Annotated in this window: 24 protein-coding genes; 10 read left to right on the top strand and 14 right to left on the bottom strand. The window is 66.2% G+C overall.

The features are described 5' to 3' along the window. Positions 1-273: 273 nt before the first annotated feature. Together ACFWZ3_RS07205 and ACFWZ3_RS07200 are read right to left on the bottom strand one after the other, a co-directional pair. Entirely contained in the window at positions 274-717 is a 444-nt protein-coding gene (locus tag ACFWZ3_RS07205; RefSeq protein WP_439707054.1) for a pilin, read from the bottom strand. An 89-nt stretch (positions 718-806) separates the two neighbouring features. Further along, positions 807-2,159: a hypothetical protein gene (locus ACFWZ3_RS07200; protein WP_439707053.1), complete on the bottom strand. Its 1,353-nt coding sequence runs from the start codon at positions 2,157-2,159 to the stop codon at positions 807-809. Between the two features lie 124 nt (positions 2,160-2,283). Here ACFWZ3_RS07200 and ACFWZ3_RS07195 point away from each other — a divergent pair, with 124 nt between their 5' ends. Beyond that, on the top strand, positions 2,284-4,395 hold the full coding sequence (locus tag ACFWZ3_RS07195; protein ID WP_439707052.1) for a prolyl oligopeptidase family serine peptidase: 2,112 nt from the start codon (positions 2,284-2,286) through the stop codon (positions 4,393-4,395). Between the two features lie 110 nt (positions 4,396-4,505). Here the strand turns inward: ACFWZ3_RS07195 and ACFWZ3_RS07190 are convergent, their stop codons facing one another. From ACFWZ3_RS07190 to miaB, 7 genes are all read right to left on the bottom strand, one after another. Continuing rightward, on the bottom strand, positions 4,506-4,922 hold the full coding sequence (locus ACFWZ3_RS07190; RefSeq protein ID WP_439707051.1) for an REP-associated tyrosine transposase: 417 nt from the start codon (positions 4,920-4,922) through the stop codon (positions 4,506-4,508). A gap of 182 nt (positions 4,923-5,104) precedes the next feature. After that, positions 5,105-6,124 (bottom strand): magnesium and cobalt transport protein CorA, encoded by a 1,020-nt coding sequence (locus ACFWZ3_RS07185; RefSeq protein ID WP_439707050.1) that lies wholly within the window; start codon positions 6,122-6,124, stop codon positions 5,105-5,107. Between the two features lie 118 nt (positions 6,125-6,242). Beyond that, a complete protein-coding gene (locus ACFWZ3_RS07180) occupies positions 6,243-7,400 on the bottom strand; it encodes a lipoprotein N-acyltransferase Lnb domain-containing protein (protein ID WP_439707049.1) in 1,158 nt (385 codons plus the stop codon). A 160-nt stretch (positions 7,401-7,560) separates the two neighbouring features. Further along, the gene (locus ACFWZ3_RS07175; protein WP_439707048.1) at positions 7,561-8,418 is read right to left on the bottom strand and encodes an HlyC/CorC family transporter; all 858 of its coding nucleotides are present in this window, start codon (positions 8,416-8,418) and stop codon (positions 7,561-7,563) included. A 357-nt stretch (positions 8,419-8,775) separates the two neighbouring features. Continuing rightward, positions 8,776-9,273, bottom strand: a complete 498-nt coding sequence (gene ybeY / locus ACFWZ3_RS07170) for an rRNA maturation RNase YbeY (protein ID WP_439707047.1) — start codon at positions 9,271-9,273, stop codon at positions 8,776-8,778. A 5-nt stretch (positions 9,274-9,278) separates the two neighbouring features. After that, positions 9,279-10,286, bottom strand: a complete 1,008-nt coding sequence (locus ACFWZ3_RS07165) for a PhoH family protein (protein ID WP_439707046.1) — start codon at positions 10,284-10,286, stop codon at positions 9,279-9,281. 149 nt (positions 10,287-10,435) lie between these two features. Then, positions 10,436-11,782 carry a tRNA (N6-isopentenyl adenosine(37)-C2)-methylthiotransferase MiaB gene (gene miaB / locus ACFWZ3_RS07160; RefSeq protein WP_439707045.1) on the bottom strand — a complete coding sequence of 449 codons (1,347 nt, stop codon included), beginning with the start codon at positions 11,780-11,782 and terminating at the stop codon, positions 10,436-10,438. A 464-nt stretch (positions 11,783-12,246) separates the two neighbouring features. On the opposite strand from miaB, the gene ACFWZ3_RS07155 reads away from it, so the two are divergent. Further along, positions 12,247-13,182: a lytic transglycosylase domain-containing protein gene (locus ACFWZ3_RS07155; protein WP_439707044.1), complete on the top strand. Its 936-nt coding sequence runs from the start codon at positions 12,247-12,249 to the stop codon at positions 13,180-13,182. 141 nt (positions 13,183-13,323) lie between these two features. Here ACFWZ3_RS07155 and ACFWZ3_RS07150 read toward each other — a convergent pair whose 3' ends face one another. Next, positions 13,324-14,532, bottom strand: coding sequence for a S1C family serine protease (locus ACFWZ3_RS07150; RefSeq protein ID WP_439707043.1), 1,209 nt, complete (start codon positions 14,530-14,532; stop codon positions 13,324-13,326). Positions 14,533-14,697: 165 nt separating this feature from the next. Between ACFWZ3_RS07150 and petA the strand changes: the two genes are divergently transcribed. The 5 genes from petA (at position 14,698) to ACFWZ3_RS07125 (ending at position 18,485) form a co-directional block, all read left to right on the top strand. Then, positions 14,698-15,294, top strand: coding sequence for a ubiquinol-cytochrome c reductase iron-sulfur subunit (petA, locus tag ACFWZ3_RS07145; protein WP_439707042.1), 597 nt, complete (start codon positions 14,698-14,700; stop codon positions 15,292-15,294). After that, positions 15,294-16,595: a cytochrome b gene (locus ACFWZ3_RS07140; protein ID WP_245188092.1), complete on the top strand. Its 1,302-nt coding sequence runs from the start codon at positions 15,294-15,296 to the stop codon at positions 16,593-16,595. The genes petA and ACFWZ3_RS07140 overlap by 1 nt, the downstream gene beginning before the upstream one ends. Positions 16,596-16,608: 13 nt before the next feature. Further along, positions 16,609-17,340 (top strand): cytochrome c1, encoded by a 732-nt coding sequence (locus ACFWZ3_RS07135; RefSeq protein WP_439707041.1) that lies wholly within the window; start codon positions 16,609-16,611, stop codon positions 17,338-17,340. 76 nt (positions 17,341-17,416) lie between these two features. Next, positions 17,417-18,040 carry a glutathione S-transferase N-terminal domain-containing protein gene (locus ACFWZ3_RS07130; protein WP_439702368.1) on the top strand — a complete coding sequence of 208 codons (624 nt, stop codon included), beginning with the start codon at positions 17,417-17,419 and terminating at the stop codon, positions 18,038-18,040. 13 nt (positions 18,041-18,053) lie between these two features. Beyond that, complete coding sequence (locus ACFWZ3_RS07125) at positions 18,054-18,485, top strand: ClpXP protease specificity-enhancing factor (protein WP_439707040.1); 432 nt, start codon at positions 18,054-18,056, stop codon at positions 18,483-18,485. A 147-nt stretch (positions 18,486-18,632) separates the two neighbouring features. On the opposite strand, the gene ACFWZ3_RS07120 is transcribed toward ACFWZ3_RS07125, so the two are convergent. The 4 genes from ACFWZ3_RS07120 to ACFWZ3_RS07105 form a co-directional block, all read right to left on the bottom strand. Then, positions 18,633-19,028 (bottom strand): DUF3301 domain-containing protein, encoded by a 396-nt coding sequence (locus tag ACFWZ3_RS07120; protein WP_439707039.1) that lies wholly within the window; start codon positions 19,026-19,028, stop codon positions 18,633-18,635. A 139-nt stretch (positions 19,029-19,167) separates the two neighbouring features. Then, the gene (nadC, locus tag ACFWZ3_RS07115) at positions 19,168-20,028 is read right to left on the bottom strand and encodes a carboxylating nicotinate-nucleotide diphosphorylase (RefSeq protein ID WP_439707038.1); all 861 of its coding nucleotides are present in this window, start codon (positions 20,026-20,028) and stop codon (positions 19,168-19,170) included. A 286-nt stretch (positions 20,029-20,314) separates the two neighbouring features. Further along, on the bottom strand, positions 20,315-22,603 hold the full coding sequence (locus ACFWZ3_RS07110; protein ID WP_439707037.1) for a DUF1631 domain-containing protein: 2,289 nt from the start codon (positions 22,601-22,603) through the stop codon (positions 20,315-20,317). 160 nt (positions 22,604-22,763) lie between these two features. Next, on the bottom strand, positions 22,764-23,036 hold the full coding sequence (locus ACFWZ3_RS07105; RefSeq protein WP_209620023.1) for a Trm112 family protein: 273 nt from the start codon (positions 23,034-23,036) through the stop codon (positions 22,764-22,766). Positions 23,037-23,093: 57 nt separating this feature from the next. On the opposite strand from ACFWZ3_RS07105, the gene purE reads away from it, so the two are divergent. From purE to ACFWZ3_RS07090, 3 genes are all read left to right on the top strand, one after another. Continuing rightward, the gene (purE, locus tag ACFWZ3_RS07100) at positions 23,094-23,597 is read left to right on the top strand and encodes a 5-(carboxyamino)imidazole ribonucleotide mutase (protein WP_439707036.1); all 504 of its coding nucleotides are present in this window, start codon (positions 23,094-23,096) and stop codon (positions 23,595-23,597) included. Next, positions 23,594-24,748: a 5-(carboxyamino)imidazole ribonucleotide synthase gene (locus ACFWZ3_RS07095; protein ID WP_439707035.1), complete on the top strand. Its 1,155-nt coding sequence runs from the start codon at positions 23,594-23,596 to the stop codon at positions 24,746-24,748. The genes purE and ACFWZ3_RS07095 overlap by 4 nt, the downstream gene beginning before the upstream one ends. A 407-nt stretch (positions 24,749-25,155) precedes the next feature. Further along, positions 25,156-26,658, top strand: a complete 1,503-nt coding sequence (locus tag ACFWZ3_RS07090; RefSeq protein WP_439707034.1) for a SulP family inorganic anion transporter — start codon at positions 25,156-25,158, stop codon at positions 26,656-26,658. The last annotated feature ends 1 nt before the right edge of the window (position 26,659 follow it).

Genomic DNA, 26,659 nt, shown 5'->3' with positions numbered 1-26,659 from the left:
CCCGGATCCCCCTAGGCGGAATCGGACCCCACGTACGCGGTCAGGAACGACCAGGAAGCTCGCGGTGTACGAAGCAGTTTGCGTGCCACGCCCACTGCTCCTTTATTGCCGCATAGCTGCAGGCCGGGCGATTGTGCACGTCGTCACGAATGTCTACAACCCGTGTGTTTGCTGTAGCGCCCGGTTGAAGAATCGTGACGGGGCTGGCATCTGGCGGGCCTGCCTAAAAGCGGCACCTAGTGCCAAAGTTTGTCAAAGGTGCGTCTCTGGCCGTCAATGGCGGCACGACGAAGGCAGATATTTGCCAGGCAGGGTCGTCCCGGGCCCGCTGCAGGTCCACGCAATGCTGCCGCCATGGGTGATTGGCGACAGGACCAGCGCGGCGCTGTGGATCTGGATGTTGGCCTTGGGTCCTTGGTAGGCCACGCCGATCTTGCCGTCGGTCACGTCGACGCTCGACACGTAGCTCCCAATAATCGATGTCGCCTTCGACAGGCCGGCCGAGGCGTTGTTGCGCGGAAACCGGCCGGTATTGGAGATGAAATCCCAGACGGCAGACTTGGGACCCGTGGACAGGCTCAGCCCTTCGGACACCTGGGCACGAATGGTGTAGTCCTGATAGGCCGGTATCGCGATGGCAGCCAGGATGGCGATGATCGCAATCACGATCATCAACTCGATCAGCGTAAAGCCGCCGGCACGTCGAATCGTTCGCATGGAAGTCCCCTGTTGGTCATCCGGGCGAGGCAGGTTTTATACCAATCGGGCCGGCGCGGCGGTTGGTCGTGGGCGAGTTGTGATAGCTGTCACGTACGGTCGCGTCCGCTTGCGCCCCAGTGCCGCGACGCCACTCCGTAGACCAGCCAGATGGCCCAGAGCGCAAGCAGGATCTCCAGCGGCCGAAAGGGAATCGAATACCGGGGCTCCGCCTGCAGCACCGTGTAAACGAAGGTCACGTAGATCGTGAGCACACCGGCAAGTTGCAGCGACGGCGGCGCCTGTCCTCGGCGCATGGCGGCGGCGATCCAGGCGACGACCAGTGCACCGAACAGGAACGGGTTGAGGGCCTTGCACACGGCGGCCAAGGCACGAAGTGCGCTGTTTTCCCTGAAGGGCGAGTGGCGTGTGGGGTAGACATAGACGTCCCCCTGTCCCATCCGGATATCCCACCCCCAGAAGAGCATGGGCTTGCTCACGTACCAGGCCGCATAGTGAAGCGGGTCTGCGGAAAGGCGGTGAAGGATCGCCTGCAACCCCTTTAGCGGCTCCCGTCGCAGCAGGGTGGTTTCCCGCTCGATCGCCGCAAGCGCTTCGGTCGCCCCTGGATCGTGCCGGGAAGTACCCCGGTAGGCCGCGTGGTAGTTGGGCCAGGACCCTTGATCGAGGTTGATCAGCGCCCGGCCGCTCGACGAAGGCGAAGGCGGCAACATTGCTCCCCGTACCTGCCAGGCAGCACAGAACAACACAGGGAAGATGAGCAGCCCCAGCGCCGTGCGTCGATTGATCAAGCGGCAGGCGAGCAGCCAGAACGCCCCTAAGGGGACCAGGGGGATCAGCACCGCGTTGCTCAGTCCGGCCATCGTCAGGACGGCGGTTCCACCGATGGCGTGTGCCGCGCTTCCCTTGTCCAATCCCCAACCGGTCCATGTGAGGCCAGCCACCGCGAGAAACCCGACCCATGATTCGCTGAGGATGAAGCTGTTGATCGCAACGCTATGTGGCCACAGCGCCATCAGGAAGCCCGCGGCGGCCAGCCATGACAGCGGCATCCAGCGCCGTGCCATGAACATGCCCAATGGCACGGCCAGCCCGCTCAGTATCGCCTGGCTCAAAAGCACGGCTGCATACCAGTGGGTCCAGTCGGGCCACGCTTTCATCCACGCGGCGAGAAACAACGGGTAGCCAGGATCTCTGTAGCTGTCAGCAGGAGGGGGCGTGCCGGTTTCCGGCGCCATCGAAAACACATGGTGGCGCACAAGGTTGCGTGCGTAGGCGTAGTACTCCACGCCGTCCCCCCGCACATGTTGTTGATCATCTACCGGCTGAAGCACCTGGGCGTGTATGACGTAGTGCAGGCGCACGCCCAGCGAGAGCGCGGTTATCACCACAAGCAGGGTGGGCCACATCCAGCGGCGTGCGCGTGCGTCGAGTAAGGACATGGTGCTTTGCGGGCCTTTTGGAGAGCTGGGGCGCGTGAATGGTACTGGCGAAGCCGCGCATCGGTTGCGTCTACTTGCCAGCCCGCTTAAGTTGCGGGTTTCGCCTTCAACCAAGGGAAACTCCATGAAGCCGCTGTTCGCCGCGCTTGCACTGGGCCTGCTCGCCACACCGGCGCTGGCCGTTGACCTGGAAACCCACGCGCCGCACCCGTTCAACGTGCGCGACCTGGTGATGATGGATCGCGTCAGCGACCCGCAGCTCTCACCCGATGGCCGCTATGCCGCCTTCGGCGTGCGCAGTACGGACTACGCCGCCAACAAGGGCATCAACGCGATCTACGTGCTGGACCTGAAGAAGGGCGGCGAGCCGGTCAAGGTGGTGGACAAAGGCAGCTCGGCGCGCTGGGCGGCCGACGGACACAGCCTCTATTACATGGCCGCGGCCGACGGTATCTCGCAGCTGTGGCGGGTGGACCTGGGCACGGGCGACAAGCTGGACCTGGCCGGGCACCAGGCCGCGGTCCAGGTCAGTCACGGCGCGCTGGACCTGGGTGGCTACAAGCTTGCGCCCGATGGCAAGAGCGTGCTGCTTTCCTACGAGGTCTACACCGACTGCGCGGACCTGGCCTGCACCAAGGAGCGCATCGACGGCCGCGAGAAGAACAAGGCGACCGGCACCGTCTACGACAAGCTGTTCGTGCGCCACTGGGACACCTGGTCCAACGGACGCCGCAACCAGCTGTTCATCGCCCACTTCGACGGCCAGGGCATGTTACCGGCCGAGCCGACACTGCTCAGCCGCGGTATCGACGGCGACATCCCGAGCAAGCCTTTCGGCGACGAGAGCGAGTTTGCCTTCTCGCCGGATGGCCGCACGGTCTACTTCGACGTGCGCATCGCCGGCACCAGTGAGCCCTGGTCGACCAACTTCGACCTCTACCGCGTGCCGGCCGATGGTTCTTCCGCACCGCAGAACCTGACCGAGGCGAACAAGGCGTGGGATGCCAATCCCGTGCCTTCGCCGGACGGCAGGACGCTTTACTACCTGGCCATGAAGGAGCCGGGCTTCGAGGCCGACCGCTTCGCGATCATGGCGATGGACCTCCAGAGCGGCACCACGCGCGAGGTCGACCCGCAGTGGGACCGTTCTGCCGGTGCGCTCACGATCGCCAACGATGGCAGGACGCTCTATGCCAGCGCCGACGACGAAGGCCAGCACCCCCTGTTCGCCATCGATGCGGCCAGCGGCAAGGTAACCAAGCTGGTGGGCGAAGGCTCGGTGGGCGGCTATTCGCTCCAGAACGGCAAGCTGTTGCTGGCGCGCGACGACCTCAAGCATCCGGTCGACCTCTACCTGACCGACGCCAACGGCCGCGGCCTCAAGCAGGTGACGCACTACAACGCCGAGCGGCTGAAGAACGCAAAGACAGGCGACTTCGAGTTCTTCACCTTCAAGGGCTGGAACAACGAAACCGTGCAGGGCTACGTGGTCAAGCCGGTGGGTTACAAGCGCGGGCAGAAGTACCCGGTCGCTTTCATCATCCACGGTGGCCCGCAGGGCGCGATGACCAACGACTGGAGCTATCGCTGGAACCCGCAGACGTACGCCGGGCAGGGCTTTGCGGTGGTGACCGTCAACTTCCACGGTTCGACCGGTTACGGCCAGGCGTTCACCGACTCGATCTCGGGCGACTGGGGCGGCAAGCCGCTGGAGGACCTCAAGGCCGGCTGGAAGGCCGCGCTGGACAAGTACAGCTTCCTCGACGGCGACAACGCTTGCGCGCTGGGCGCCAGCTACGGCGGCTACATGGTCTACTGGATCGCCGGCGTGTGGAACCAGCCGTGGAAGTGCCTGGTCGATCACGACGGCGTGTTCGACGCGCGGATGATGTACTACGCCACCGAGGAGCTGTGGTTCGAGGAGAAGGAGAACGGCGGCACGCAGTTCGACCACCCGGAGAACTACGAGCGCTTCAACCCGATCAACCACGTCAAGGACTGGCGCGTTCCGATGCTGGTGGTGCACAGCGGAAACGATTTCCGCATCCCGATCACCCAGGGCCTGGGCGCCTTCACCGCGCTGCAGCGCCAGGGCATCCCGAGCGAGTTCCTGACCTTCCCGGAGGAGAACCACTGGGTGCTCAAGCCGCAGAACAGCGTGATGTGGCATGAGACGGTGAATGCGTGGTTGAAGCGGTGGACGTCGAAGGATGGCGGCGATACCGCCAGCCACTGAGTCCTGGGAGCGGCGGCCGAAGGGCCGCCGCTTTTTTTCCAATCGCTACGTGCTACCCACCCTGTAGGAGCGCACCTGTGCGCGACCACGGCGCATGGGCTTGCCATGCGCTATAGCCAGACGCAATCCCAATACGGGTAGTCACAGGCGTGCGAAACCATTCCAGCGCGGACTGGATTCGCGACGATGTACCGTGCTGCCGCGCGAAGATCATCCTCCTGGCGCATCGCGCGGTCATGGAAACCGCGAGCCCATATCGTGCCAGGGCCATGTTCAAGCCCCAGTTTTCTGCTCACCACCGCTTTCATCCGGTTCATCACCAGGGACAAGTCGTCGCGGTACCCAAGTTGTACCAACCCGTGCCAGTGGTCGGGCATCAGCACCCAGGCAAGCAGTTGGGCATCTCCCCAGCAATCGGGATGGACCATGCACCGGGAAGCGGCGGCTGCCATTGCGGCGTCGGCAAATAATTTTCGCCAGCGTTGCGTGACGACAGTAAGCAGGTACACCTGCGACGGTAATGACACGCGTCCTGTGCGCAGTGCTTTGTGTCCGGATCTGTGCGGCATGCCGCCAAGGTTGGTAGCGCAACGCCGGTACTGCCATCGGTCACGCCTGCTATTTCTGTAGGAGCGCACCTGTGCGCGACCGAGGGCTTCCCGTCAGCCGCCACAGCGCGGTCGCGCACAGGTGCGCTCCTACAAAAGGCTTACAGCCACTTGACGCGTTTCAACCAGGTATAGATCCCACCCACCACACCCGCCACCACCACGATCACCATCGGATACGCCCACGGTTTGTCCAGCTCGGGCATGTGGGTGAAGTTCATGCCGTACCAACTGGTGATCAGGGTGGGCGCGGCCAGCAGCGCGGCGTAGCCGGCGAGGCGCTTCATCACTTCGTTCTGGCCGAAGGTGACCAGTGACAGGTTCACGTTGATCGCGGCGGCCAGCATCTCGCGCATGGCGCTGATCGACTCGTTGACGCGGGTCACGTGGTCGTAGACGTCACGGAAATAGGGGCGCAGGTCGTCGGGAATCAGCTGCGGGTGCATGCGCACGAGCTGGTTGGTGATGTCCTGCAGGGGGGCGACGGCCAGCCGCAGCGTGGTCAGGTCGCGCTGCATGTCGTAAAGGCGACGCACGGTGCTGCGCTTGAACGTCTCGGCGAAGATGTCCGCTTCGAGCCGGTGCAGCTCCTCGCGGAAGTCGCGGACGATCGGCAGCATGTTGTCCACGATGAAGTCCAGCACGCCATACAGGCCGTAACTGGGCCCGTTCTGCATCAGCTCGCGCGCCTGTTCGCAGCTGCGGCGTGCCGGCGCGTAGGACAGCGACGCGCCATGGCGGACCGTCACCAGGTAGCGCTCGCCGAAGAAGATCTGCGTTTCGCCGAAGGCGAGGTTGCCATCGACGACCTGCGCCGTCTGCACCACCAGGAACAACGAATCGCCGTAGGCCTCCAGCTTCGTGCGCTGGTGCGCCTTGTGCGCGTCCTCGACCGCGAGATCGTGGAGGTCGAATTCCTCCTGTAGCTTGAGCAGCAAAGGAGCATCGGGCTCGTGCAGGCCGACCCAGACGAAGGTGCCGGGTTCCCGCAGCACGTCGCTGATCGCGTCGAGCGTGACGTCGCCGAGGCGGGTGCCGTCGCCGCGGTAGGCGATGCAGTTGACCACCATGCCGTTGTGGGCATGGAGCGACGCGGGTGCGGGCGAGCTGGGCGAGGTCATCGCCGCATCATGCGCGGTGGTCGGGCACGAGGCAATTGCGCTGGACGGGCCTGCGGATCACATCCGTGCGCGAGCGGCTTTAGCAGCGTGCGGATAGCGTTCGCGCACAGGTGCGCTCCTACAAGGGGCGCCTCGCGCGGAGCCCCCAGGCCATCGCCAGCCACGCCGGCATCGCGAAGAGCAGCCAGGGTTGGTTCTGCTGGACGGTGCCGCTGAGCAGGTGCAGCAGCACGGCGGCCAGCAGGGCGAGCAGCTGCAGCACGAGCACGGCATCGGCCAGGCGAGAGGCGGGCAGGCCGCGCCTGGCGCGCCACGCCGATGGAAGCAAAGCCAGCGCGAGCGGGTTGAAAAGCAGCAGGTTGGCGTTGGCCCAGGCCGCGTGATGCGTGGTCAGGAGCCACAGGAAGAGCAGCCCGATGCCGGCCACGCCGGCGAACAGCAGGTAGAGCGTGCCGAGCAGGCTGAAGCCGGGGGGCCAGAATCGGCGCGCGAGCAACAGCACGATGGCCAGCGCCAAGCCGGCCAGGGCGAGCGGAAGCCGCAGGTCGGGCGCCGTCGCCGGCGGCGTGTCCAGGCGATTGGGCGAAATCAATGCGGTGGCGGTCACCAGCGGGCGCGCACCCTGCGCGCCGGCGAGGCGCACGCTGGCCAGCTGCTGCGAGAGCACGGACGGCAGGAAGCTTTCCTGCCACGCGTTGAGCGGCTGGTCGGCGTACGGTCCGAGGCCGAGGTCGAGCAGCAGCATCAGCCACGGTTGCGCGCTCATCAGGCGGGCCGTCTGCTGGCGGTAGGTCATGCCGCCGGGGCGGCCGGTGAGCTGAGCCTTGAGCACGCCCCCGAGCGCGCGGTCCAGCGCGTCGCGCACGCGGGTGGTGCAGTTGTCGACGTAGTAGTCGTAGTCGTAGCGCGCGTTTTCCGGGCGCAGGTTCCAGAGCAGGAAATCGCGCAGTGCGGACGCCTGTTCCGGCGTGAGATCCAGTTGCTGGCGGGTGACCGAGCGGCCGGCCTGGATGTACCAGTTCTCGTCCAGCGTGGTGGGCGCGGCATCCATCAGGTAGTGCATGCGGCCGCGCGCGAAGTTGAGCAGGAAGCCGCTCTCGTCGAAGTCGAACACGCCGTAATTGAAGTTGTACGCCTCGCCGCTGACCGTGTCGCGCAGCTCGATGGCGTCGTGCCCGAAGCGTTCCCAGTAGGTGTCGCCGGGGCCGTAGGTGATCAGCGAGATCTCGAGGTTTGCGCCCGGGGCGTTGGCGATGCCGGCGTGCGCTGGGCGCAATGTGAGTGTGAACAGGAGCAGGAGCAGCCAGACGTAGCCCGCGTGCCGAGCCAGTCGGTTTGCCGGCAGGTGGCGGTCACGCCCAAGGGCGCTCCTACAAGGGTGGGTCTGCTTTTGTAGGAGCGCCCTTGGGCGCGACCCGGATGCAGGGATGCCCGCCTCAGGCATCGGCCGTCTGCCGGTTCACACGGAACTGCTGCACGCGCCGGTCGTCGGCTTCGGTGACGATGAAGAGATAGCCACCGAACACCACTTCCTCACCTACTTCGGGCAGGTGGCCGAATTCGGCGGTCGCCATGCCGCCGACGGTGTCGAATTCTTCGTCGGAGAAGCTCGCGCCGGTCTGTTCGTTGAAGTCGGCGATCGGGGTCAGCGCGCTGACCATCCAACCGCCACCGCCGGGCAGTTCGTGCATCAAGCTCGGCTCGTCCTCGTCATCGTGTTCGTCGTCGATCTCGCCGACGATCTGTTCGAGCACGTCCTCGATGGTGATCAAGCCCGCGACACCGCCGTATTCGTCCACCACCAGCGCCATGTGGTTGCGCGAGCGGCGGAACTCCGCAAGCAGCACGTTCAGTCGCATGGATTCGGGGATCAGCACTGCCGGGCGCAGCAGCAGCGCGAGGTTGAAGCCCTCGCCGTCGCCGAAATACTTGAGCAGGTCCTTGGCCAGCAAGATGCCGATGATCTCGTCCTTGTCCTCCCCGTGCACCGGAAACCGCGAGTGCCCCGATTCGACGACCTTGGCCAGTACGTCGTGCAGCGAGGAATCGGCCGGAATCATCACGATCTGCGCGCGCGGCACCATGACGTCGTCGACGCTGAGCTCGGTGACCTTGAGCGCACCCTCGACCATGGTGAGGGTGTCGTTGGAGAGCAGGCCGTTGGCCTGGGCGGCGCGCAGTTCCTCGATCAGTTCGTCGCGGTTGCGCGGTTCGCCGGAAAACAGATGGCCCAAGCGATCCCACCAGGAGCGGTGGGGGGCCGGGCCGTTGGTACTGCCAGGGTCGTCGTTCATCAACTCGGGTGGGAGCGCCCCGTGGGAGGGCGGAAAGCCGGAGTCTAGCGGAAAAAACGTGGGGATTCAGGGCACAAGCGGGCGGGTGTCGCTGCATGCCTGGCATGCCACGCCTGTCTGTAGGAGCGCACCCTGTGCGCGACCGCGATGCAAGGAGGCATACGGTGTCGCGCACAGGAGGCGCTCCTGCAAGAGGCGAGCGCGCAGGCGCGGGCAAGTCATTCCAGGCTTGCCCGGAGCCAACCCTTGTAGGAGCGCCCTCGGGCGCGACCGCGGTCTTCCCGCATGCGCGGGCACGTCCCGTTGCGGTCGCACCCAAGGGCGCTCCTGCAAAGGTCCAGACGGTGCGTGACGCCGCTATTGCGGCGCGTAGGGATCGGAAATTCCCAAGCCCGCCAGGATGCGCGCTTCCAGCGCTTCCATCGCCTCGGCCTCGGTGTCTTCCACATGGTCGTAGCCGAGCAGGTGCAGCGTGCCGTGCACGGTCAGGTGGGCCCAGTGGTCGCGCGGCTTCTTGCCCTGTTCGGCCGCCTCGCGGGCAACCACCGGGGCGCAGATGGCCAAGTCGCCGATCAACGGCAGATCCACGCCCGGCGGCAGTTCGGCCGGGAAGGAGAGCACGTTGGTGGCGTAGTCCTTGCCGCGGTAGTCGCGGTTGAGTGCCTGGCCTTCGTCGGTGTCGACGATGCGGATGGCGACCTCCGCCGTCTTGCGTCGCCTGGCGCCTTGAAGCGCCGCCGCCACCCACTGACGGAAGCTGGCCGGCGAAGGCACGCCCGCGCGGGGGACGGCGTAACTCACGGACAACTGGGGAGCGGGCAGGGCAGCGGCCGCCGGGCGGGAGGACCGGGGCATGGCGGTCACGCCGCGCCGCCCTTTTTCCTCGCGTCCTGCTCTTCGCTGGCGGCCTCGAACGCCTCGTACGCTCGCACGATCTTCGCCACCAGCGGGTGGCGCACCACGTCGCGCGAGGTGAAGAAGGTGAAGCTGATGCCGTCGACGCCGCGCAGCACTTCGATCGCATGGCGCAGGCCCGAGCGGACGTGGCGGGGCAGGTCGATCTGGCTGACGTCGCCGGTGATCACAGCGACCGAGCCGAAGCCGATACGCGTGAGGAACATCTTCATCTGCTCGACGGTGGTGTTCTGCGCCTCGTCGAGGATCACGTACGAATCGTTGAGCGTGCGCCCGCGCATGTAAGCCAGCGGCGCGATCTCGATCACGTTGCGCTCCATCAGCTTGGCGACCTTCTCGAAGCCGAGCATCTCGTAGAGCGCGTCGTAGAGCGGGCGCAGGTACGGATCGACTTTCTGGCTGAGGTCGCCGGGCAGGAACCCGAGCTTCTCGCCGGCTTCCACCGCCGGGCGCACCAGCAACAGGCGCTGCACGCGGTTCGCTTCGAGCGCTTCCACTGCGCTGGCGACCGCCAGGTAGGTCTTGCCGGTACCGGCCGGGCCCACGCCAAAGTTGATGTCGTGGGAGGCGATGGCGTGCAGGTAGCGCGCCTGGCTCGGGCCGCGGCCCTTGATCACGCCGCGCTTGACCTTGATCGTCACCTCCTGGGCGCCCTCGGCGGCTTCCTCGACCATGGCGTCGATGCCCGACTCGGCCAGCTGCAGATTGATCTGAGCGCCGGTGAGGGTTTCCTTTTCGGTGGCGGCGTAGAGCGTGCGCAGCACCTTTTCGGCGGCGCGTGCGGGAGGCTCTTCGCCGATCACCTTGAACAAGTTGCCGCGGTGGTCGATCTCCACGCCCAGGCGCAACTCGATCTGGCGCAGGTGCTCGTCGAACGGGCCGCAAAGGTTGGCCAGCCGGGCGTTGTCTTCCGGGTCGAGGGTGAAGTCGCGTTCGTTGAGGCCGTTGGTCATGGGTGTGCGAAGGAGTCTGGGAGTGAGCCTCCTCCCTTCGGGAGAAGGTGCCGACAGGCGGATGAGGTTCGTCCGGAGCGCGTCGAGGGAGCTTGCCGCAAGGGTCGGACCGTCTACCCGGCCCCTCTCCCGGAGGGAGGGGCTTTGCATCAAGCGGTGATGGCCTCCTCGGCCAGCTGCACGCGCCCGCGCAGCGAGTTGGTCATGGCCTCGGTGATCTGGACGTCGATGAACTGGCCGATCAGGCGCGCGTTGCCGGGAAAGTTCACGAACCGCATGTTTTCGGTGCGGCCGGTGAGCTCGTTCGGATTCTTGCGGCTGGGCTTTTCCACCAGCACGCGCTGCACCGTGCCGACCATGGCCTCATTGATGATCCGCGCGTTGTCGTTGATCTTCGCCTGCAGCCGCGACAGGCGCGCGTGCTTGACCTCCGACGGCGTGTCGTCGGCCAGGTTGGCCGCCGGGGTGCCGGGACGGGCGGAGAAGATGAAGGAGAAGCTCTGGTCGAAGCCGACGTCCTCGATCAGCTTCATGGTCTTCTCGAAATCCTCGTCCGTCTCGCCGGGAAAGCCGACGATGAAGTCCGAGCTGATGCAGATATCCGGCCGCACCGCGCGCAGCTTGCGGATCTTCTGCTTGAACTCGAGCGTGGTGTAGCCGCGCTTCATCGCCGCCAGGATGCGGTCGGATCCGGCCTGCACCGGCAGGTGCAGGAAGTTGGCGAGCTTCGGGACGCTCGCGTAGGCCTCGATCAGCGAGTCGGAGAACTCCAGCGGGTGCGAGGTGGTGAAGCGGATGCGGCCGATCGATTCGATCTGCGCGATGGCATGGATCAGCACGGCAAGGTCCGCGATGCCGCCGTCGTGCATCGGTCCCTGGTAGGCGTTGACGTTCTGGCCCAGCAGAGTGACTTCGCGCACGCCTTGTTCGGCCAGCTGCGCCACTTCCACCAGCACGTCGTCGAACGGGCGGCTGATCTCGGTGCCGCGGGTGTAGGGCACCACGCAGTAGCTGCAGTACTTGGAGCAGCCTTCCATGATCGAGACGAACGCGGTGGGACCTTCGGCGCGCGGCTCAGGCAGGCGGTCGAACTTTTCGATCTCGGGGAAGGAGATGTCCACCTGCGGCTTGCCGGTCTCGCGCTTGGCCTCGATCAGCTCGGGCAGGCGGTGGAGGGTCTGCGGGCCGAACACCAGGTCGACGAACGGCGCGCGCTTGATGATCGCCTCGCCTTCCTGCGAGGCCACGCAGCCGCCGACACCGATCAGCACCGGCTTGCCGCCCTGCTTGTGCTCCTTCCAGCGCCCGAGCTGGCTGAACACTTTTTCCTGGGCCTTCTCGCGAATCGAGCAGGTGTTGATCAGGATGACGTCCGCCTCGGATTCGTCCTGGGTCAGTTCCAGCCCGTGCGAAGCCTTGAGCACGTCAGCCATCTTGGCCGAGTCGTACTCGTTCATCTGGCAGCCGTGGGTCTTGATGAAAAGTTTGCCGCTCATGGGCTGGTCTACCGTTTGCCTGGGCGCCAGCCGGGGATGGGCGCCGAACCGCACAGTTTACGCGGGTGGGTTTACGGGTGCCAGTTTTTGGTTCGGATCAATCACTTGCGGCGTGCCAGTACGCTGGAGTGCGTGGTCGTGCACAGGTGCGCTCCTGGCACACCCCGGGTTCTCGGCCCGCTCGCGTTGGGCGTGGCCTGCGGGGAGTAGCGAAGTGCCCCCTCGGTGCAAGCCCCTCTCCTTGCTGGATACGGCCCCTCCCATCTCGAACGCAGACGGCCCGGAAAGCTTGCCATCCCGCACGGAACGGCGTGGCGACGCTGGCTTCCGCCACGCCGTGGGGGCACACTCCGCGCATGTTTGCCGCCGCACGCCAAGGGGAGAGCGCCGGCGTGGCTCCCGTTGCTTTCCCGGGTCGATCGATCCTTTACAGGGTCGCGCTTGTCTGTGCGCTGCTGGCAGGTTTGCTCTGGCTGCCGAAGGCGCACGCCGGCGCGCTCTACCAGTGCGCCGGTCCGAGCGGGGAAACGGTGTACAGCAGCACTACCGCCGGCTACAGCGGCTGCCACAAGGTGGCGTCGTTCGCCGATTCGCCCCGACGCGGGACCACGACCAAGCGGAAGAAGCCGGTCGCCTCGCTGGCGGGTGTGCACGGCTGGGTACAGACCACCGCCCGGCTGGTGTCACTGGCTGGCGTCGAGAGCTCGGTGGACACCACCGCGAAGGTCGTCAACGCAGCCAGGTGGAACTATCGCGAGGACGTCGCTGACGCGGCGCCTGCCACGCCCGCGGCCGGCCGGGTACTTCGTGGCGCGGTCTACCGCGTGGAAAAGCCCGACGGCTCCGTCGAATACACCAACCTGGCGCCGCACGGGGGAAAGGGCCGCGCGGTCACCACGCTGTTCACCTATATCGCCACCTGCGTGGCCTGCAATCTGCACTCGACCATCGACTGGAACCGGGTGCGCCTGAATCTCACCGCTTACACCGACGCGATCCGCATGGCCAGCGCGGAATCGGGCGTCAACGAGGCTTTCCTGCGCGCGGTGATCCATGCCGAGAGCGCGTTCAATCCCAACGCGCTCTCGCTCAAAGGGGCGCAGGGCCTGATGCAGTTGATGCCAGGCACGGCCAGCGACATGGGCGTGCTCGACGCGTTCGACGCGACGCAGAATATCCGTGGCGGCGCCCGCTACCTGGCCCAATTGCTCAAGACCTTTGGCGGGGACGAGCAATTGGCTGCGGCCGCCTACAACGCGGGTCCCGGTGCGGTCCTGCGTTACAACGGCGTGCCGCCGTATGCGGAGACGCAGATCTACGTGAAGCGGGTCGGCGAACTGCGCCGACGCTACGGTGCGGCAGTGCATGGATCGATGACCGCGATGCGGAGCGCTCCCTGATAGCTGGCAGACGCTTTTCTGTAGGAGCGCCCTTGGGCGCGACCACAATCTTTGGTGCTTGCGGAGTCTGCTTCCTGACCGGACATCGCGGTCGCGCCCAAGGGCGCTCCTACACCGATGGGCAGTGAGCATCGGTGAGCGTCAACCATCCAGCGTGGCGCGCGTCTGCAGCGGCGGGCGGCGGGCCAGCGTGACCTCGGTGTGGAAAGGCACGCCATTGCGCAATCCGGACACGTCCACCTTGGCACCGGGCCTGAGCGCGGCTTCGTGGCGGCGCAGATCGGCCGGGTCGAGGATATCGTCGGTGCCGATGCGCAGCAGGATGTCGTGCGGCTGGATGCCGGCCTGTGCCGCGGGGCCGCCGGGATAGACGTCGGTCACCTGCGCGCCGCGGGCCGCTGCGGGCAGGCCGCTGTCGGCCGCCACCGGCACGAAGGCGTAATCGGCGCCCAGCCAGCCGCGCACCACGTGGCCGGTGGCGATGATCTGGTCCAGCACGTTCTTCGCGTTGCTTACCGGTATCGCGAAGCCGATGCCCTCGGCGTTGGCCTGGCGCCCGATCAACAGCGTATTGATGCCGACCAGCTCACCCCTGGCATTGACCAGCGCGCCACCGGAATTGCCCAGGTTGATCGCCGCGTCGGTCTGGATGAAGTCCTCGGCGCTCGAACTGGATAGTTGCCGCCCGACCGCGCTGACGATGCCCATCGTCACCGTCTGGTTGAGCCCCAGCGGGTTGCCGATCGCAAGCACCACGTCGCCGGCGCGCAGCGAGTGGCTGTCCGCGATCTTGACCACCGGCAGGTTGCCGGCATCGATCTTCAGCACGGCCAGGTCGGTTTCCTCGTCGGCGCCGACCAGGGTGGCCTTGGCGATCCGGCCGTCGTAGAGCAGCACCTGGATGTCGTCGGCGTTGGCGATCACGTGGTTGTTGGTCAGTACGTAGCCCTTGTCGCTGACGATCACCCCCGAGCCGAGCACCTGCTGCGGGCGTTTGTAGGCCGGGCCAGTCGGCAGGCCGCCGAACAGGCGCTGCAGCACGGGGTCGTCGTACATCTGCACGGCGCGGGCGGTGACCATCTTGTTGGCGTAGATGTTGACGACCGAGGGCGCGGCTCTCGCCACCGCGTCGGCGTAGGAGACCGGTCCGTTGCCCGGTGCGGGGGCGGTGGCCTGTGCGGCCGCGGGATGCTCCGTGGAGGCCGAGGCCTGCGGCGCATGCCCCATCCCGAAGCGCGCGCGCAGGCGGTCGCCGCTGCCGGGCCAGAACAGCCCGACCACGAAGGCGAGCGCCAGTCCCAGGATGACAAAGCGGGCGATAAAGGCGAGCGCGCCGGCGGCGTTCTTCATGGCTTCAATGGTTTGCGTGGGCCGGACTTGGGGGCGCGCAGGGAGGTCGTCTCCCCTTGTGCGATTTATTGTACGGGCCAAGCCCTGACGCTACACTAACGCGATTTTTGCAGGCTCCCAAACGGGGCTCGCATCTCAATGGCATTGCATGTACCGGAGAGCCTGATGGCGAACGAAGTCGTCGATCATGGCCGCCGCCGCTTCCTGACAGCTACCACTTCTGTGGTGGGCGCTGTCGGAGTCGTCGCGGCAGCCGTGCCCTTCATCAAGTCCTGGGAGCCCAGCGCCCGCGCCAAGGCCGCCGGTGCGCCGGTCATGGCCGACATCGGCAAGATCGAGCTGGGCCAGAAGGTCGACTACGCGTGGCGCGGCCTGCCCGTGTTCGTGGTCCGCCGGACCAAGGACCAGCTCGCGGTGTTGCCGACGCTGGCGCCGCGCCTGGTCGACCCCAATTCCGAGGTCGACCAGCAGCCCGCGTACATCAAAGGTCCCGACCGCGCGATCAAGCCGGAATGGCTGGTCGTGATCGGCATCTGCACCCACCTGGGCTGCGTGCCGGAGTTCTTCCCCCAGATCAAGCCCGAGCCGTTCGATCCGAACTGGAAGGGTGGTTTCTTCTGCCCGTGCCACAAGTCGCGCTATGACTTGTCCGGTCGCGTCTTCGCCGGCGTGCCCGCGCCGAAGAACCTGCAGGTGCCGCCGTACCACTTCGTGGACGACACGCACATCCAGATCGGCGTCGATCCCAAGGAGGCCGGCTGATGGCTAACGTATTCACCCGCATGGGCGACTGGGTCAACGAGCGCGCGCCCAACATGATGCCTGCCTACCGCAAGCACATGACCGAGTACTACGCGCCGAAGAACTTCAACCTCTGGTACTACTTCGGTTCGCTGGCGCTGCTGGTGCTGGTCAACCAGATCGTCACCGGCATCTTCCTCACCATGAACTACAAGACCAGCGCGGCGGAAGCCTTCGCGTCGGTCGAGTACATCATGCGCGACGTGGAGTGGGGCTGGCTGATCCGCTACATGCATTCCACCGGCGCGTCGCTGTTCTTCGTGGTGGTGTTCCTGCACATGTTCCGCGGCCTGATGTACGGCTCGTACAAGAAGCCGCGCGAGCTGGTGTGGCTCTTGGGCATGCTGATCTTCCTGGTGCTGATGGCCGAGGCCTTCATGGGCTACGTGCTGCCGTGGGGCAACATGTCGTTCTGGGGCGCCAAGGTGATCATCTCGCTGTTCGGCACGATCCCGGTCATCGGCGGCACGCTGGTGGAATGGATCATGGGCGACTACCTGCCCGCCGACGCCACCCTCAACCGCTTCTTCGCGCTGCACGTGATCGCGCTGCCGCTGGTGCTGCTGCTGCTGGTGGTGCTGCACATCGCCGCGCTGCACGAGGTGGGTTCGAACAACCCCGATGGGGTGGAAATCAAGAAGGGTCCCAAGGGCAACCGCTGGGATGCGCTCAAGCCGGCCGACGGCATTCCGTTCCACCCGTACTACACGGTGAAGGACCTGGTCGGCGTGGGCTTCTTCCTGCTGATCGCCGCGTTCATCATCTTCTTCGCGCCGACGATGGGTGGCTGGTTCCTGGAGCATGACAACTTCATCCCGGCGAACAACCTGGCCACGCCCGCGCACATCAAGCCGGTGTGGTACTTCACCCCGTTCTACGCGATCCTGCGCATGATCCCGTCGTTCCTGGGGCAGGCCTTCTGGGGCGTGCTGGCGATGTTCGGCGCGATCGCCCTGCTGTTCGCGCTCCCGTGGATCGACGTGGGCAAGGTCAAGTCGATCCGTTACCGCGGTACCGGCTACAAGGTCGGCCTTGGCCTGTTCGTGCTGTCGTTCATCCTGCTCGGCGCGGTCGGCGCGGGCGTCACCGCCGAGGTCATCCCGGAGTGGTTCGGCGATGTCGACGTGACCTTCTGGGAGAACCTGTTCGGTCGCTTCTGGACGCTGGTCTATTTCGGCTATTTCGTGTTCCTGTGGCTTTACACGCGCCTCGGCTGGGAAACCACCAAGCCGGTTCCGGAACGGGTGACCACGCATGACTAAGCGGCAGCTACTGATGAAGCACATTCTCCTTTCGATGACGCTCGCCCTGGGCCTGCTCGTGGGCAGCACCCAGGTCCTGGCCTCCGAGGGCGGCGCGGAGCTGCCGTCGGCTGGCGTGAACCTGCGCGACCAGGCTTCGCTGCAGCGCGGCGCGCGCCTGTTCTTCAACTACTGCGTGGGTTGCCACTCGCTCCAGTACCAGCGTTATTCGCGCATTGCCGAAGACCTGGGCCTGACCGAGAAAGAGGTGATGGAGAACCTCAACTTCACCGGCGCCAAGTTCGGCGAGCCGGTGATCTCGCACATGCCCGAGGACCAGGCCAAGCAGTGGTTCGGCAAGGCTCCGCCGGACCTGTCGCTGGAAGTGCGCGCCAAGACGGCCGACTGGGTGTATGGCTACCTCAACAGCTTCTACGTCGACCCGAGCCGTCCGGTGGGCTGGAACAACACGGTGTTCCCGAACGCCTCCATGCCGTTCCCGCTGTGGGAGCTGCAGGGCGTGCAGACCGCGGTGAAGAAGCCCGGCAGCGAGGAAGTGGAAAAGCTGGAGCTGTCCCAGCCCGGCCGCATGACGCCCGAGCAGTACAAGCAGGCAGCGCGCGACCTGACCAACTTCCTGGCCTACGTCGCCGAGCCGGCCGCGCTTCAGCGCCACGCCTACGGTATCTGGGTGATCCTGTTCCTGGCGCTGTTCACCCTGCTGGCCTATGCACTGAAGAAGGAATACTGGAAGGACGTCCACTAATCCGGACGCCTGCCAGCCTCGGATGCGGCGGCCATTAAGCGCCGCCGCATCGCTTATACAAGGGGAGAAAAAGCGCATGGTGCAAAGCGCTCGTTCGCGTACCGTACTGACCCTGTACACCACCGCCGACGACATCCAGTGCCATCGCGCGCGACTGGTGCTCGCGGCCAAGGGCGTCAGCTACGAGCGTGTGCTGGTCGATCCGGCCAAGCCACCGGAAGACCTGCTCGACCTCAATCCCTACGGCAGCACGCCGACCCTGGTCGATCGCGACCTGACCCTCTATGACACCGCGGTCGTCTGCGAATATCTGGACGAGCGCTACCCGCATCCACCGCTGATGCCGATCGATCCGCTCTCGCGTGCGCGCCTTCGCCTGGCGACCGTGCGCATTGAGCGCGACTGGCTGCCCGAGGTGGACACCATCCGTGCCGGCGGCCGTCCCGCCGACGCCGCGCGCAAGCGCCTGCGTGAGCATCTGCTCGCTTCGCTGCCCTTGTTCAAGGCGGCCAAGTTTTTCCTGAATCCCGAAATGAGCCTGGTCGACTGCCTGGTCGCCCCGGTGGTCTGGCGCTTGCCGTGGCTGGGCGTGGATCTTGGCCGCGAGGGCAAGCCGATCGTCGACTACGGCGAGCGCCTGTTCCACAGCCAGGGTTACGCACGCAGCCTGACCAACGAAGAACGGGCGATGCGGCCATGACCGGCGTGGACCGATGACAGATCGTTCGCCGCCGATGAGCTCCAATCGCCCGTACCTCTTGCGAGCGATTTACGACTGGATCACCGACAACCAGTTGACTCCGTACGTGCTGGTGGACGCCACCGTCGAGGGCGTGCGTGTGCCTCCACAGGTGGTCAAGAACGGGCAGGTGGTGCTCAACCTCGCGATGCGCGCGGTGGCCAACCTCGAGCTCGGCAACGACTACATCGGTTTCCAGGCGCGCTTTTCCGGGGTCAGTCAGGCGATCCGCATTCCGGTGCAGGCCGTGCTCGCGCTGTACGCGCAGGAAAACGGGCAGGGCATGATGTTTCCGACCGAGGATGGCGACCCTCCGCCCCCGGCGCCCGGTCCGGACGATTCCGGCCCGTCCGGCGAAGCCCCGGAGAAACCCCGGCGTTCACCCCATCTGCGGGTTGTGAAGTAGGCCAGCACCGCTGACTCCCTTGCGGGAGCCGGTTTCCTGCAGGCGCGCGCCTGTGTGAGACCGGAGGCATGGCGGTCGCGCACAGGTGCGCTCCTACTTACGCTAGTGCCTTCCATCACCTTGGCAACCTACCGCGGATGCGAGGCGTTACTGCCCGATCCGCGGTCGCCGCGCTCGGAGCGGAATGACGTTGTCCGGCGTCCCGATACGGTGAGATTCCGCTTCGGGCAGAGGTGTGTCTGCCTTGGGCAGGCTCAACCCCGCAAGCCGGTCGCCGTGCATCCACAGACGCCCATCCAGGCGATCGTCGCCATGCGCGCTGACCTCGAATACGTAACCGAGCTCGAGCTGTCGCCTGCCGTCGACCCGTCGCCAGCGCAGGCTCCTCAAACCCACCGTCTCATCCAGCAGTTGCAGGCCATGTTGCGAACACTGCCGGCGCGCTTCGTCCACCGCCCGCTCGCGGGCGCGGGTGAACTTGAGCCACGCGCCCGCCAGGGCAGCAAGCGCCGTCAGGGCGATCAGGTCGGAAACTTGGCTCATGGGTGGAGTGTGTGGGTGCCGCAGGCCAAGGGCAAGGTACGACCCATGGCAGAAGCTCGCGCGGTACCCGATCGCGGATCGACCGCGCAATTGCGTACAGGCAGCGTCCTGCGAGCCGCGTAGTGACGCCCGTGCGCCCTCAGCTATCCAGTTGCAGACGCAGCGACAGATCGATCGCGCGCACGTGCTTGGTGAGCGCACCAACCGAAATGAAGTCCACGCCAGTGCGGGCATAACTGCCGATGGTGTCCAGATCCACGTTGCCGGAGATTTCCAGCGCAACACGGCCTGCGGCCACGGCGACCGCTTCGCTCATCATCGCCGGTGTGAAATTGTCGAGCATGATGCGATCCACGCCCGCGTCGATGGCCCGCCGCAGTTCGTCGAGGGTTTCTACCTCGACTTCCAGCAGCAGCGTGGGATGCAGGCGGCGCGCCTCGGCCACGGCTGGCTCGATCCCGCCTGCAGCGGCGATGTGGTTTTCCTTTACCAGAATCGCGTCGAACAGACCGATCCGGTGATTGTGGCCACCGCCGCATCGCACAGCGTATTTCTGTGCCAGCCGCAGACCCGGCACGGTCTTGCGCGTATCCAGCACGCGCACGGCGGTGCCGGCGACGGCGACCACGTAGGCAGCCGTGATGGTGGCCGTGCCCGAGAGCAACTGAAGGAAGTTGAGCGCCGAGCGTTCGGCGCTGACCAGCGCGCGTGCGCGTCCGCGCAGGTGGCAGATCACGCTGCCCGCGACCACGCGCTCACCGTCGCGGACCCGCCAATCGATGGTCACGTCGGGATCGAGCTTGCGGAAGCAGGCATCGAACCAGGGAATGCCAGCCATTACCGCGTCTTCGCGGCAGGTCAGCGCCGCGCTGGCATGGGCATCGGCCGGCAGCAGATCCGCAGTGGCGTCACCGGTGCCAAAGTCTTCGGCAAAGGCACGTTCGACGTCCGCGTCGATCAGGCGGATATCAGGCGGATCGAGGGGGGGCACGTCAGGCATGCGGCATCCATTCGGTGGTGTGAGTGACGGCGCCGGAGATGATCTTCAGTCGCGCCGGCCAGCCGGCAAGGATAACCGAGGCGAGGGTTCGAGCGTCCCCGGGCGCCGGGACGCCGCCCACGCAAGGTGCTGCGTGGAGGGTTGCTCGACCGACTAGCGGGACAGGCCGTATCCATCGCCTCAGCTCCTGACAGGATGCGGGCGATGCACCTTTGCACCAAAGCAAACCCCAGCGTGTTCCGGCGATATCACGGTCCGACCCACAAGCGGGCGAAGCCCGCTGTGTTCAGGCCAGGTCGTCGGTGCCTGCCGCAGCTGCCTGGCTCAGGCGATCGACAATGGCGCCCATCGCACGATCGAACAGCGGTTCGGACGGCAGGATGCGCGCGCTGCCGGCAGCCAGCGCCGCGGCGAGCTCCTGCGGCGCATAGTCGCCCACCTTCAGGCCGCGCCGGTTGACGAACAGGTAGCGCCCACTCATCGGGCTGATCCACGACAGCTTGGCGCGGGTGACCGCATCGCCGGTGGGGCAGAACTCCAGCCACGTGCCTGCTTTGAGCTGCTCGACCTCGATCAGCTCACCGCTGTCCAGGGCAACTGCCGTCGGCTGGTCTTCTGCCGGCTCGGGCTCGGCCGTGTCGGCGTCCAGGATGGGCTGGATGCTTTCCGGTATCGGCAGCGCCACGTCTTCGGCAGTGCTCTCGGGCGTGATCTCGCCCAACTGCTGCCGGTAGTAGGCGTGCAGCTGGCCAAGCAGCCGCTCGATGTCGCTTTCCTGGAACGCCACATTGGCCAGGCCTCGACGCAGCGCCCGCTCGATACCGGGCAGCATGCGCAGAAGGGCACGACGGTCATCGGTGGTGTGTACAGGGCGGGCGCTGGCGATGAACTCGTTGACGAAGCGCAACGCGTCGGCAAACGCCGGCGAATCGTCGCCCTGGCGCAGGATCGTCAGCACCAGATGGTTGGCCCACGCACGCGCCAGCACGCCATGGATGAGCGGCGGCAGGGTCTGGCTGCCAATGCGGTCGAGGATTTCGCGGGCAGCGCGACGGCGGGCCAGTTCCAGCTTCTCGCGGCCACGTGCCGATTCGGCCACGCGTTGCTCGGCCAGTTCTGCCCGCTTGCGGCTTTGTTCCTGGAATGCCAGCAGTTCGTCGCCCAGGCGCTCGAACAGGCCCATGTCGTCGTCGAAGTCGTGCAACAGCCGCTCAACGATGGACTTGATCTTGTCGAAGACGCGATGGTCGCGGTCGGACTCCTCCGACCAGCCCTTGGCCAGTTCGGCAAGGCCGTCGAGCAGGCGACGCGCCGGATGATGGCGGTGCGCGAACAACTTGCGGTCGAGGATCGCGGCCTTGAGATAGGGGATCTGCAGCCGGGCCAGCAACACCTGCATCTCGGCCGGCAGGGTGTTGTCGGCCAGAATGAATTCGAACAGCATGCCGACCAGGTCGATGGTGTCTTCATCGATCGCCGCGACCTGGCCGGGGCGTTCGCCGCGCAGGGCGCCGATCTGACCAAGCAGTTGCTCTTTCAGCTGGACGACTTCGCGGCCGACCATGGTCGGGTCCATCGATTGCACGGTCGGGATGGGGCCGGCCGCAAGCTGGCTCTGCAGCACGCTGAGCGCGCCAAGCAGTTCGTTCGCCGTGGGCATTGCGAGGGACCCGCCCCGGGCGCCGGTCCCCATGCCGCCACCGACAGCCGCGATGCCGCCGGCGGCCTGCGCCCTGCGTGCGCTGAACAAGGCACGCACGGTATGCAGCAACTCGCTGGCCAGCTCGGCTTCCGTGTCGGTGTCGCCCGCGCCGTCGGTGCCGGCGGCAACGCCCTGCGCAGCCGAAGGGCCCGTCGTGGCGGCGGGGCCTTCGCCGCGCACTACCTCGTGGCGGAGCTGCGGCAATACGCCTGCGCGCACCAGCTCGGTGTTGATTTCCTGGTACAGCTCTTCCAGCGCGGAGAGCACGTAGCGGTCGAACAGCTTGTAGATGATGAGCTTGACGCGCATCTCCGCGGCCAGTTCGCGCATGGCCTGGCGGAATGCCTGCGCCAGCGCGGCGGGCGCCACCGGGTTGCTGCCGTCCTCGATCTTGATGCCGCCACAGATCACCGACAGCCGCTGGTTGACGGCGAACAGGTCGCGCGCCAGGCGCGACTCGTTCTTGGCCGTCATGCTGGTGATCGCGAGCGATTCCTCCAGTTCGTTCTCGGCCACCAGCGACAACTCTACCGGGGCAAGCGAGGGGCTGGCCGAGTGCGCGGGAGCAGGGCGCGTGGTCATGCTGGTCAGTTCACGGCTGACCTGCGCCAGAAAGCTGCGTTCGACCATCGGGCGGCGCTTGCGCACTTCGCGCATGCCGTCGAAGTAATGCATCTGGGCGGCGTTGTTCTCGGCCTTCTCGGCCAGGTCGAACAGGGCGTCGTCGACGTGCTCGAACATATTGCCCAGGAGAAGCTGGAGGCGGCGGCCGGCGATCGTGCGCACGGCGCCGAGCAGGTCGCCCACGCGCTCGGCAGACTCCTGCCGCTGGCTCAGGCTGACGACCTTGTTAGTCTCATTGGCTTCTTTCATCGCCACACCCCTGAAGCATCCCTTGCCGACGACCACGGCTGCCCGGCCACGCGAAATTGGACCTTAAGCGAGGAAACGTGAACGACTCATGCACTGGCGTACACATTAGTCCACGCCATGTGTAAAAGGATGGCGCCGTTCACTTTTTCGAAAAGTCGTTTCAGGCAGTTGCCGGAAAGTCCTTCAACTGCACCGTCCCGATGCCTTCCTCGGGGAGCATGACCGGGATGCCGTCGTCGACCCGGTAGACCACCTTGCGGTCCACGGTGATGAGGCCTTCACCCAGCCGTTGCTGGACGCGCGCACCTGCGACGGTGTCGACCTCGCCGCGCTCGATGGCGGTGTTGATCGCTTCCAGCTCTCCACGCGCGAGCAGACGGACGGGCGTCTTGCTGACCGGGCAGCACAGGATATCGAGCAGGCGCTTGTCCATGGCGGTGGGGTGTCGTGCGGAAAGCCCGTACAATAGCCCTTTTGGGATGGCAGAACCATGACTTCGACCGCCAAGCCGGCCCGTGTGGGCGTGGTGATGGGTTCCCGATCGGACTGGGAAACCATGGAGCACGCCGCTGCCGTTCTTGACCAGTTGGGCGTGCCGCACGAGGTGCGCGTAGTGTCCGCCCATCGCACGCCCGACCTGCTGTTTCGCTATGCCGAAGAGGCCGTCGGTCGCGGGATCGAGGTGATCGTTGCCGGCGCCGGCGGAGCCGCCCACCTGCCAGGCATGCTGGCGGCCAAGACGCGGCTGCCGGTGCTGGGCGTGCCGGTCCAGTCCAAGGCGCTCAACGGCATGGACTCGCTGCTTTCGATCGCGCAGATGCCGGCAGGCATCCCGGTCGGCACGTTGGCGATCGGCCGCGCCGGCGCGGTGAACGCGGGTTTGCTGGCCGCCTCCGTGCTGGCGCTACATGACCGGGCCATCGCGCAGGCGCTGGAAGCCTACCGTGCGAATCAGACGCAAAGCGTGCTCGACCAGCCGGACCCGCGCGCATGAGCCCGCGCCGTCAACCCGTGCTGGGCATTCTGGGCGGCGGCCAGCTGGCGCGCATGCTGGCGCTCGCCGCCGCGCCGCTGGGCGTCAAGACGCTGGTGGTCGACAGCGTCGCCGACGCCTGCGCCGGGCAGGTCGCGCCGCTGGTGGTCGCCGACTGGAAGGATTACGAGGCGCTGGATCGCTTTGCCGCGATGGTCGACGTGGTGACATTCGATTTCGAGAACGTACCGGCCGAGACCGCGCACTGGCTGGCCGGGCGCGTGGCCGTGTCGCCGGTGCCTGGCGCGCTGGCCGTGGCACAGGACCGGCTTGCCGAGAAGACGTTGTTCCGCGAATGCGGGCTCGATACGCCTGCGTTCGTGGCCGTGGACACCCGTGATGACCTCGACCGTGCGATCGCCGAGGTCGGCGCCCCGGCCATCCTCAAGACCCGCCGCCTGGGTTACGACGGCAAGGGTCAGTTCCGCCTGAAGGCGGCCGCCGACGCCGACGCCGCATGGGACGCCCTGGGCGCGCAGGGCGCCGTGCATGGGCTGATCCTGGAAGCGTTCGTGCCGTTCGAGCGCGAGCTCTCCGTGATCGCCGTGCGTAGCCGCGAGGGTGATTTCCGTACCTGGCCGCTGACCCGCAATTGGCACACGGACGGTGTGCTGAGCCTGAGCCTGGCGCCAGCCCCCGACATCGACGAACTGCAACGCCGCGCCACCGACCTGGCCCGCACGCTGGCCGAGCGGCTGGAGTACGTGGGCGTGTTCGCACTGGAGTTGTTCGTCAAGGACGGTCAGCTGCTGGGCAACGAAATGGCCCCGCGCGTCCATAACTCGGGCCATTGGACCATCGAGGGTGCGCACACCAGCCAGTTCGAGAACCACGTGCGCGCGGTGCTCGGCATGCCCCTGGGCGACACTGGTGCCCGCGGGCTGTCGTGCATGTTCAACTGGATCGGCGATCTGCCCGATCCCGCGCCAGTGCTGACCACGACCGACGCGCACTGGCATGACTACGGCAAGCAGGCGCGCCCCGGTCGCAAGGTGGGACATGCCACCGTCTGCGCACCCGACGAGGGCGCACTGGCCGGGCGCGTCGCGCATGTCGCCGGTTTGCTGGGCCGTGACGACCAGGCCAGCCCCGTGCTGCAGGTGCTCGCGTAACCTGTCTGAAGCGTTTGCAGGGGCCTGCCTACGTGCGACGCGTATGACGGCGGTCGCCGAAAGGCGAGTTCCTGCGATGGCTCTCGAAGTCGCCGGACGCAGTCGAGTAGGTAGGCTTCAGCCGCCGCGTCTTTTCCGGGGGGCGGCTGGTGGGCTGAAGCCCACCCTACGAAAGCGCGTTGGCGTGCCCCGGCCTTCGCCTCGGATGTCCTGCGTGCATCTGCTATCCTGCGCGGCCGGATTGCGCGGCCGCGCAACAGCGCGAGAGTCTCCGCCAGTGTAAGTCGCCTTCGCTACAGCACGTTTCCTCCTGCGCGCGGTCATCGGTCGCTGCGCTCCCCGCGTCCCACGGAACGCCCTCTGCAGCCATCGCGGAGGCGCGATCCGTTGCTGTTCGAAGGTTTCCCATGAAGCTCTCCCCGACCCTGGTCAGGAACAACGTCCTGTCCGGCCTGACTGTCGCGTTCGCGCTGGTCCCCGAGGCGATCGCCTTTGCCGTGATCGCCCACGTCAATCCTCTCACCGGCCTGTATGCCGCCTTCATGATGTGCCTTATCACGGCGATGCTGGGCGGCCGTCCGGGCATGATCTCGGGCGCCACCGGGGCGATCGCCGTGGTGATCGTGGCGTTGGTGGTGCAGCACGGCGTGCAATACCTGTTCGCAGCCGTTGTCTTGATGGGCCTGCTGCAATTGCTGTTCGGCGCCTTGCGGCTGGGCAAGTTCATTCGCATGGTGCCGCACCCGGTGATGCTCGGTTTCGTCAACGGCCTGGCGATCGTGATCTTCCTGGCCCAGCTGCCGCACTTCCAGCAGCACGGGCAATGGGTGAGCGGGCAGGCGCTGTGGACCATGCTGGGGCTGGTCACCCTGGCGATGGCGATCATTTACTTGCTGCCGCGCCTGACCCGTACCGTGCCCTCGGCCCTGGTGGCGATCGTGGCGATCGCGTTGTTGACGAACGTTGCCGGCATCCAGACGCGCACGGTTGGCGACCTTGCCTCGATCAAGGGAGGCCTGCCCAGCTTCCACCTGCCGGATGTGCCGTGGAACCTGGCCACGTTGCGCATCGTGTTCCCGTACGCGCTGATCATGGCCACGGTGGGCCTGATCGAGTCGCTGCTCACGCTCAACCTGATCGATGAGATGACCGACACACGCGGCAAGCCCAACCGGGAATGCCTCGCGCAGGGCACCGCCAACGTGGTCACCGGGCTGTTCGGCGGCATGGGCGGTTGCGCCATGATCGGACAGAGCATGATCAACGTCGGCGCGGGCGCCACCCATCGCCTGTCCGGCGTGGTGGCGGGGCTGGGGTTGCTCAGCTTCATCCTGTTCGGTTCCAGCCTGATCGAGCGCATTCCGCTGGCTGCGCTGATCGGCGTGATGTTCGTGGTGTCGGCCAAGACGTTCGAGTGGGGCAGCGTGCGCGTGCTGGGCAAGGTGCCGCGGGCCGATGCGCTGGTGATCGTGGCGGTCACGGTGGTGACCATCTTCACCGACCTGGCGGTCGCCGTGGTGCTGGGGGTGGTGATCTCCGCGCTGGTGTTCGCCTGGCAGCATGCCAGTCAGATTGCCGTACGCACCCGGCTGGAGGCCGATGACACCAGGGTCTATGAGCTGGAGGGAACGCTGTTCTTCGCCTCGGCCAAGAACTTCCAGAACCTGTTTTCGCCAAAGAACGACCCCGCGGAGGTCGTCGTGGAATTCGGCCGCGCCAAGGTGATGGACCATTCGGCCATCGAGGCAATCGATGCGCTGGCCGAGCGCTACCAGAAGCTCGGCAAGCGTTTGCACCTGCGGCACCTGAGCACGGACTGCGCCGAATTGCTGCACAAGGCCGGCAGCATGGTCGAGGTCGATCCGGCCAGGGATCCGCATTACCACCTGGCCGACGACCGACTGGGGTAGC

It is taken from the genome of Frateuria sp. GZRR35, assembly GCF_051900415.1.
Lineage (GTDB): Bacteria > Pseudomonadota > Gammaproteobacteria > Xanthomonadales > Rhodanobacteraceae > Frateuria_A.
Note: the sequence above shows the minus strand (reverse complement) of the source record. Positions and strands in the feature narration are given on the sequence as shown.

Excerpts from the sequence above, each read along its gene's own strand:
- ACFWZ3_RS07195 (WP_439707052.1), top strand. The coding sequence starts at position 2,284 with ATGAAGCCGCTGTTCGCCGCGCTTGCACTGGGCCTGCTCGCCACACCG.
- ACFWZ3_RS07095 (WP_439707035.1), top strand. The coding sequence starts at position 23,594 with ATGAGCCCGCGCCGTCAACCCGTGCTGGGCATTCTGGGCGGCGGCCAG.
- purE (WP_439707036.1), top strand. The coding sequence starts at position 23,094 with ATGACTTCGACCGCCAAGCCGGCCCGTGTGGGCGTGGTGATGGGTTCC.
- ACFWZ3_RS07125 (WP_439707040.1), top strand. The coding sequence starts at position 18,054 with ATGACAGATCGTTCGCCGCCGATGAGCTCCAATCGCCCGTACCTCTTG.
- ACFWZ3_RS07120 (WP_439707039.1), bottom strand. The coding sequence starts at position 19,028 with ATGAGCCAAGTTTCCGACCTGATCGCCCTGACGGCGCTTGCTGCCCTG.
- nadC (WP_439707038.1), bottom strand. The coding sequence starts at position 20,028 with ATGCCTGACGTGCCCCCCCTCGATCCGCCTGATATCCGCCTGATCGAC.
- ACFWZ3_RS07175 (WP_439707048.1), bottom strand. The coding sequence starts at position 8,418 with ATGAACGACGACCCTGGCAGTACCAACGGCCCGGCCCCCCACCGCTCC.
- ACFWZ3_RS07205 (WP_439707054.1), bottom strand. The coding sequence starts at position 717 with ATGCGAACGATTCGACGTGCCGGCGGCTTTACGCTGATCGAGTTGATG.
- ACFWZ3_RS07105 (WP_209620023.1), bottom strand. The coding sequence starts at position 23,036 with ATGGACAAGCGCCTGCTCGATATCCTGTGCTGCCCGGTCAGCAAGACG.
- ACFWZ3_RS07200 (WP_439707053.1), bottom strand. The coding sequence starts at position 2,159 with ATGTCCTTACTCGACGCACGCGCACGCCGCTGGATGTGGCCCACCCTG.
- ACFWZ3_RS07165 (WP_439707046.1), bottom strand. The coding sequence starts at position 10,286 with ATGACCAACGGCCTCAACGAACGCGACTTCACCCTCGACCCGGAAGAC.
- ACFWZ3_RS07140 (WP_245188092.1), top strand. The coding sequence starts at position 15,294 with ATGGCTAACGTATTCACCCGCATGGGCGACTGGGTCAACGAGCGCGCG.
- ACFWZ3_RS07185 (WP_439707050.1), bottom strand. The coding sequence starts at position 6,124 with ATGACCTCGCCCAGCTCGCCCGCACCCGCGTCGCTCCATGCCCACAAC.
- petA (WP_439707042.1), top strand. The coding sequence starts at position 14,698 with ATGGCGAACGAAGTCGTCGATCATGGCCGCCGCCGCTTCCTGACAGCT.
- ACFWZ3_RS07150 (WP_439707043.1), bottom strand. The coding sequence starts at position 14,532 with ATGAAGAACGCCGCCGGCGCGCTCGCCTTTATCGCCCGCTTTGTCATC.
- ACFWZ3_RS07135 (WP_439707041.1), top strand. The coding sequence starts at position 16,609 with ATGAAGCACATTCTCCTTTCGATGACGCTCGCCCTGGGCCTGCTCGTG.
- ybeY (WP_439707047.1), bottom strand. The coding sequence starts at position 9,273 with ATGCCCCGGTCCTCCCGCCCGGCGGCCGCTGCCCTGCCCGCTCCCCAG.
- miaB (WP_439707045.1), bottom strand. The coding sequence starts at position 11,782 with ATGAGCGGCAAACTTTTCATCAAGACCCACGGCTGCCAGATGAACGAG.
- ACFWZ3_RS07090 (WP_439707034.1), top strand. The coding sequence starts at position 25,156 with ATGAAGCTCTCCCCGACCCTGGTCAGGAACAACGTCCTGTCCGGCCTG.
- ACFWZ3_RS07130 (WP_439702368.1), top strand. The coding sequence starts at position 17,417 with ATGGTGCAAAGCGCTCGTTCGCGTACCGTACTGACCCTGTACACCACC.
- ACFWZ3_RS07110 (WP_439707037.1), bottom strand. The coding sequence starts at position 22,603 with ATGAAAGAAGCCAATGAGACTAACAAGGTCGTCAGCCTGAGCCAGCGG.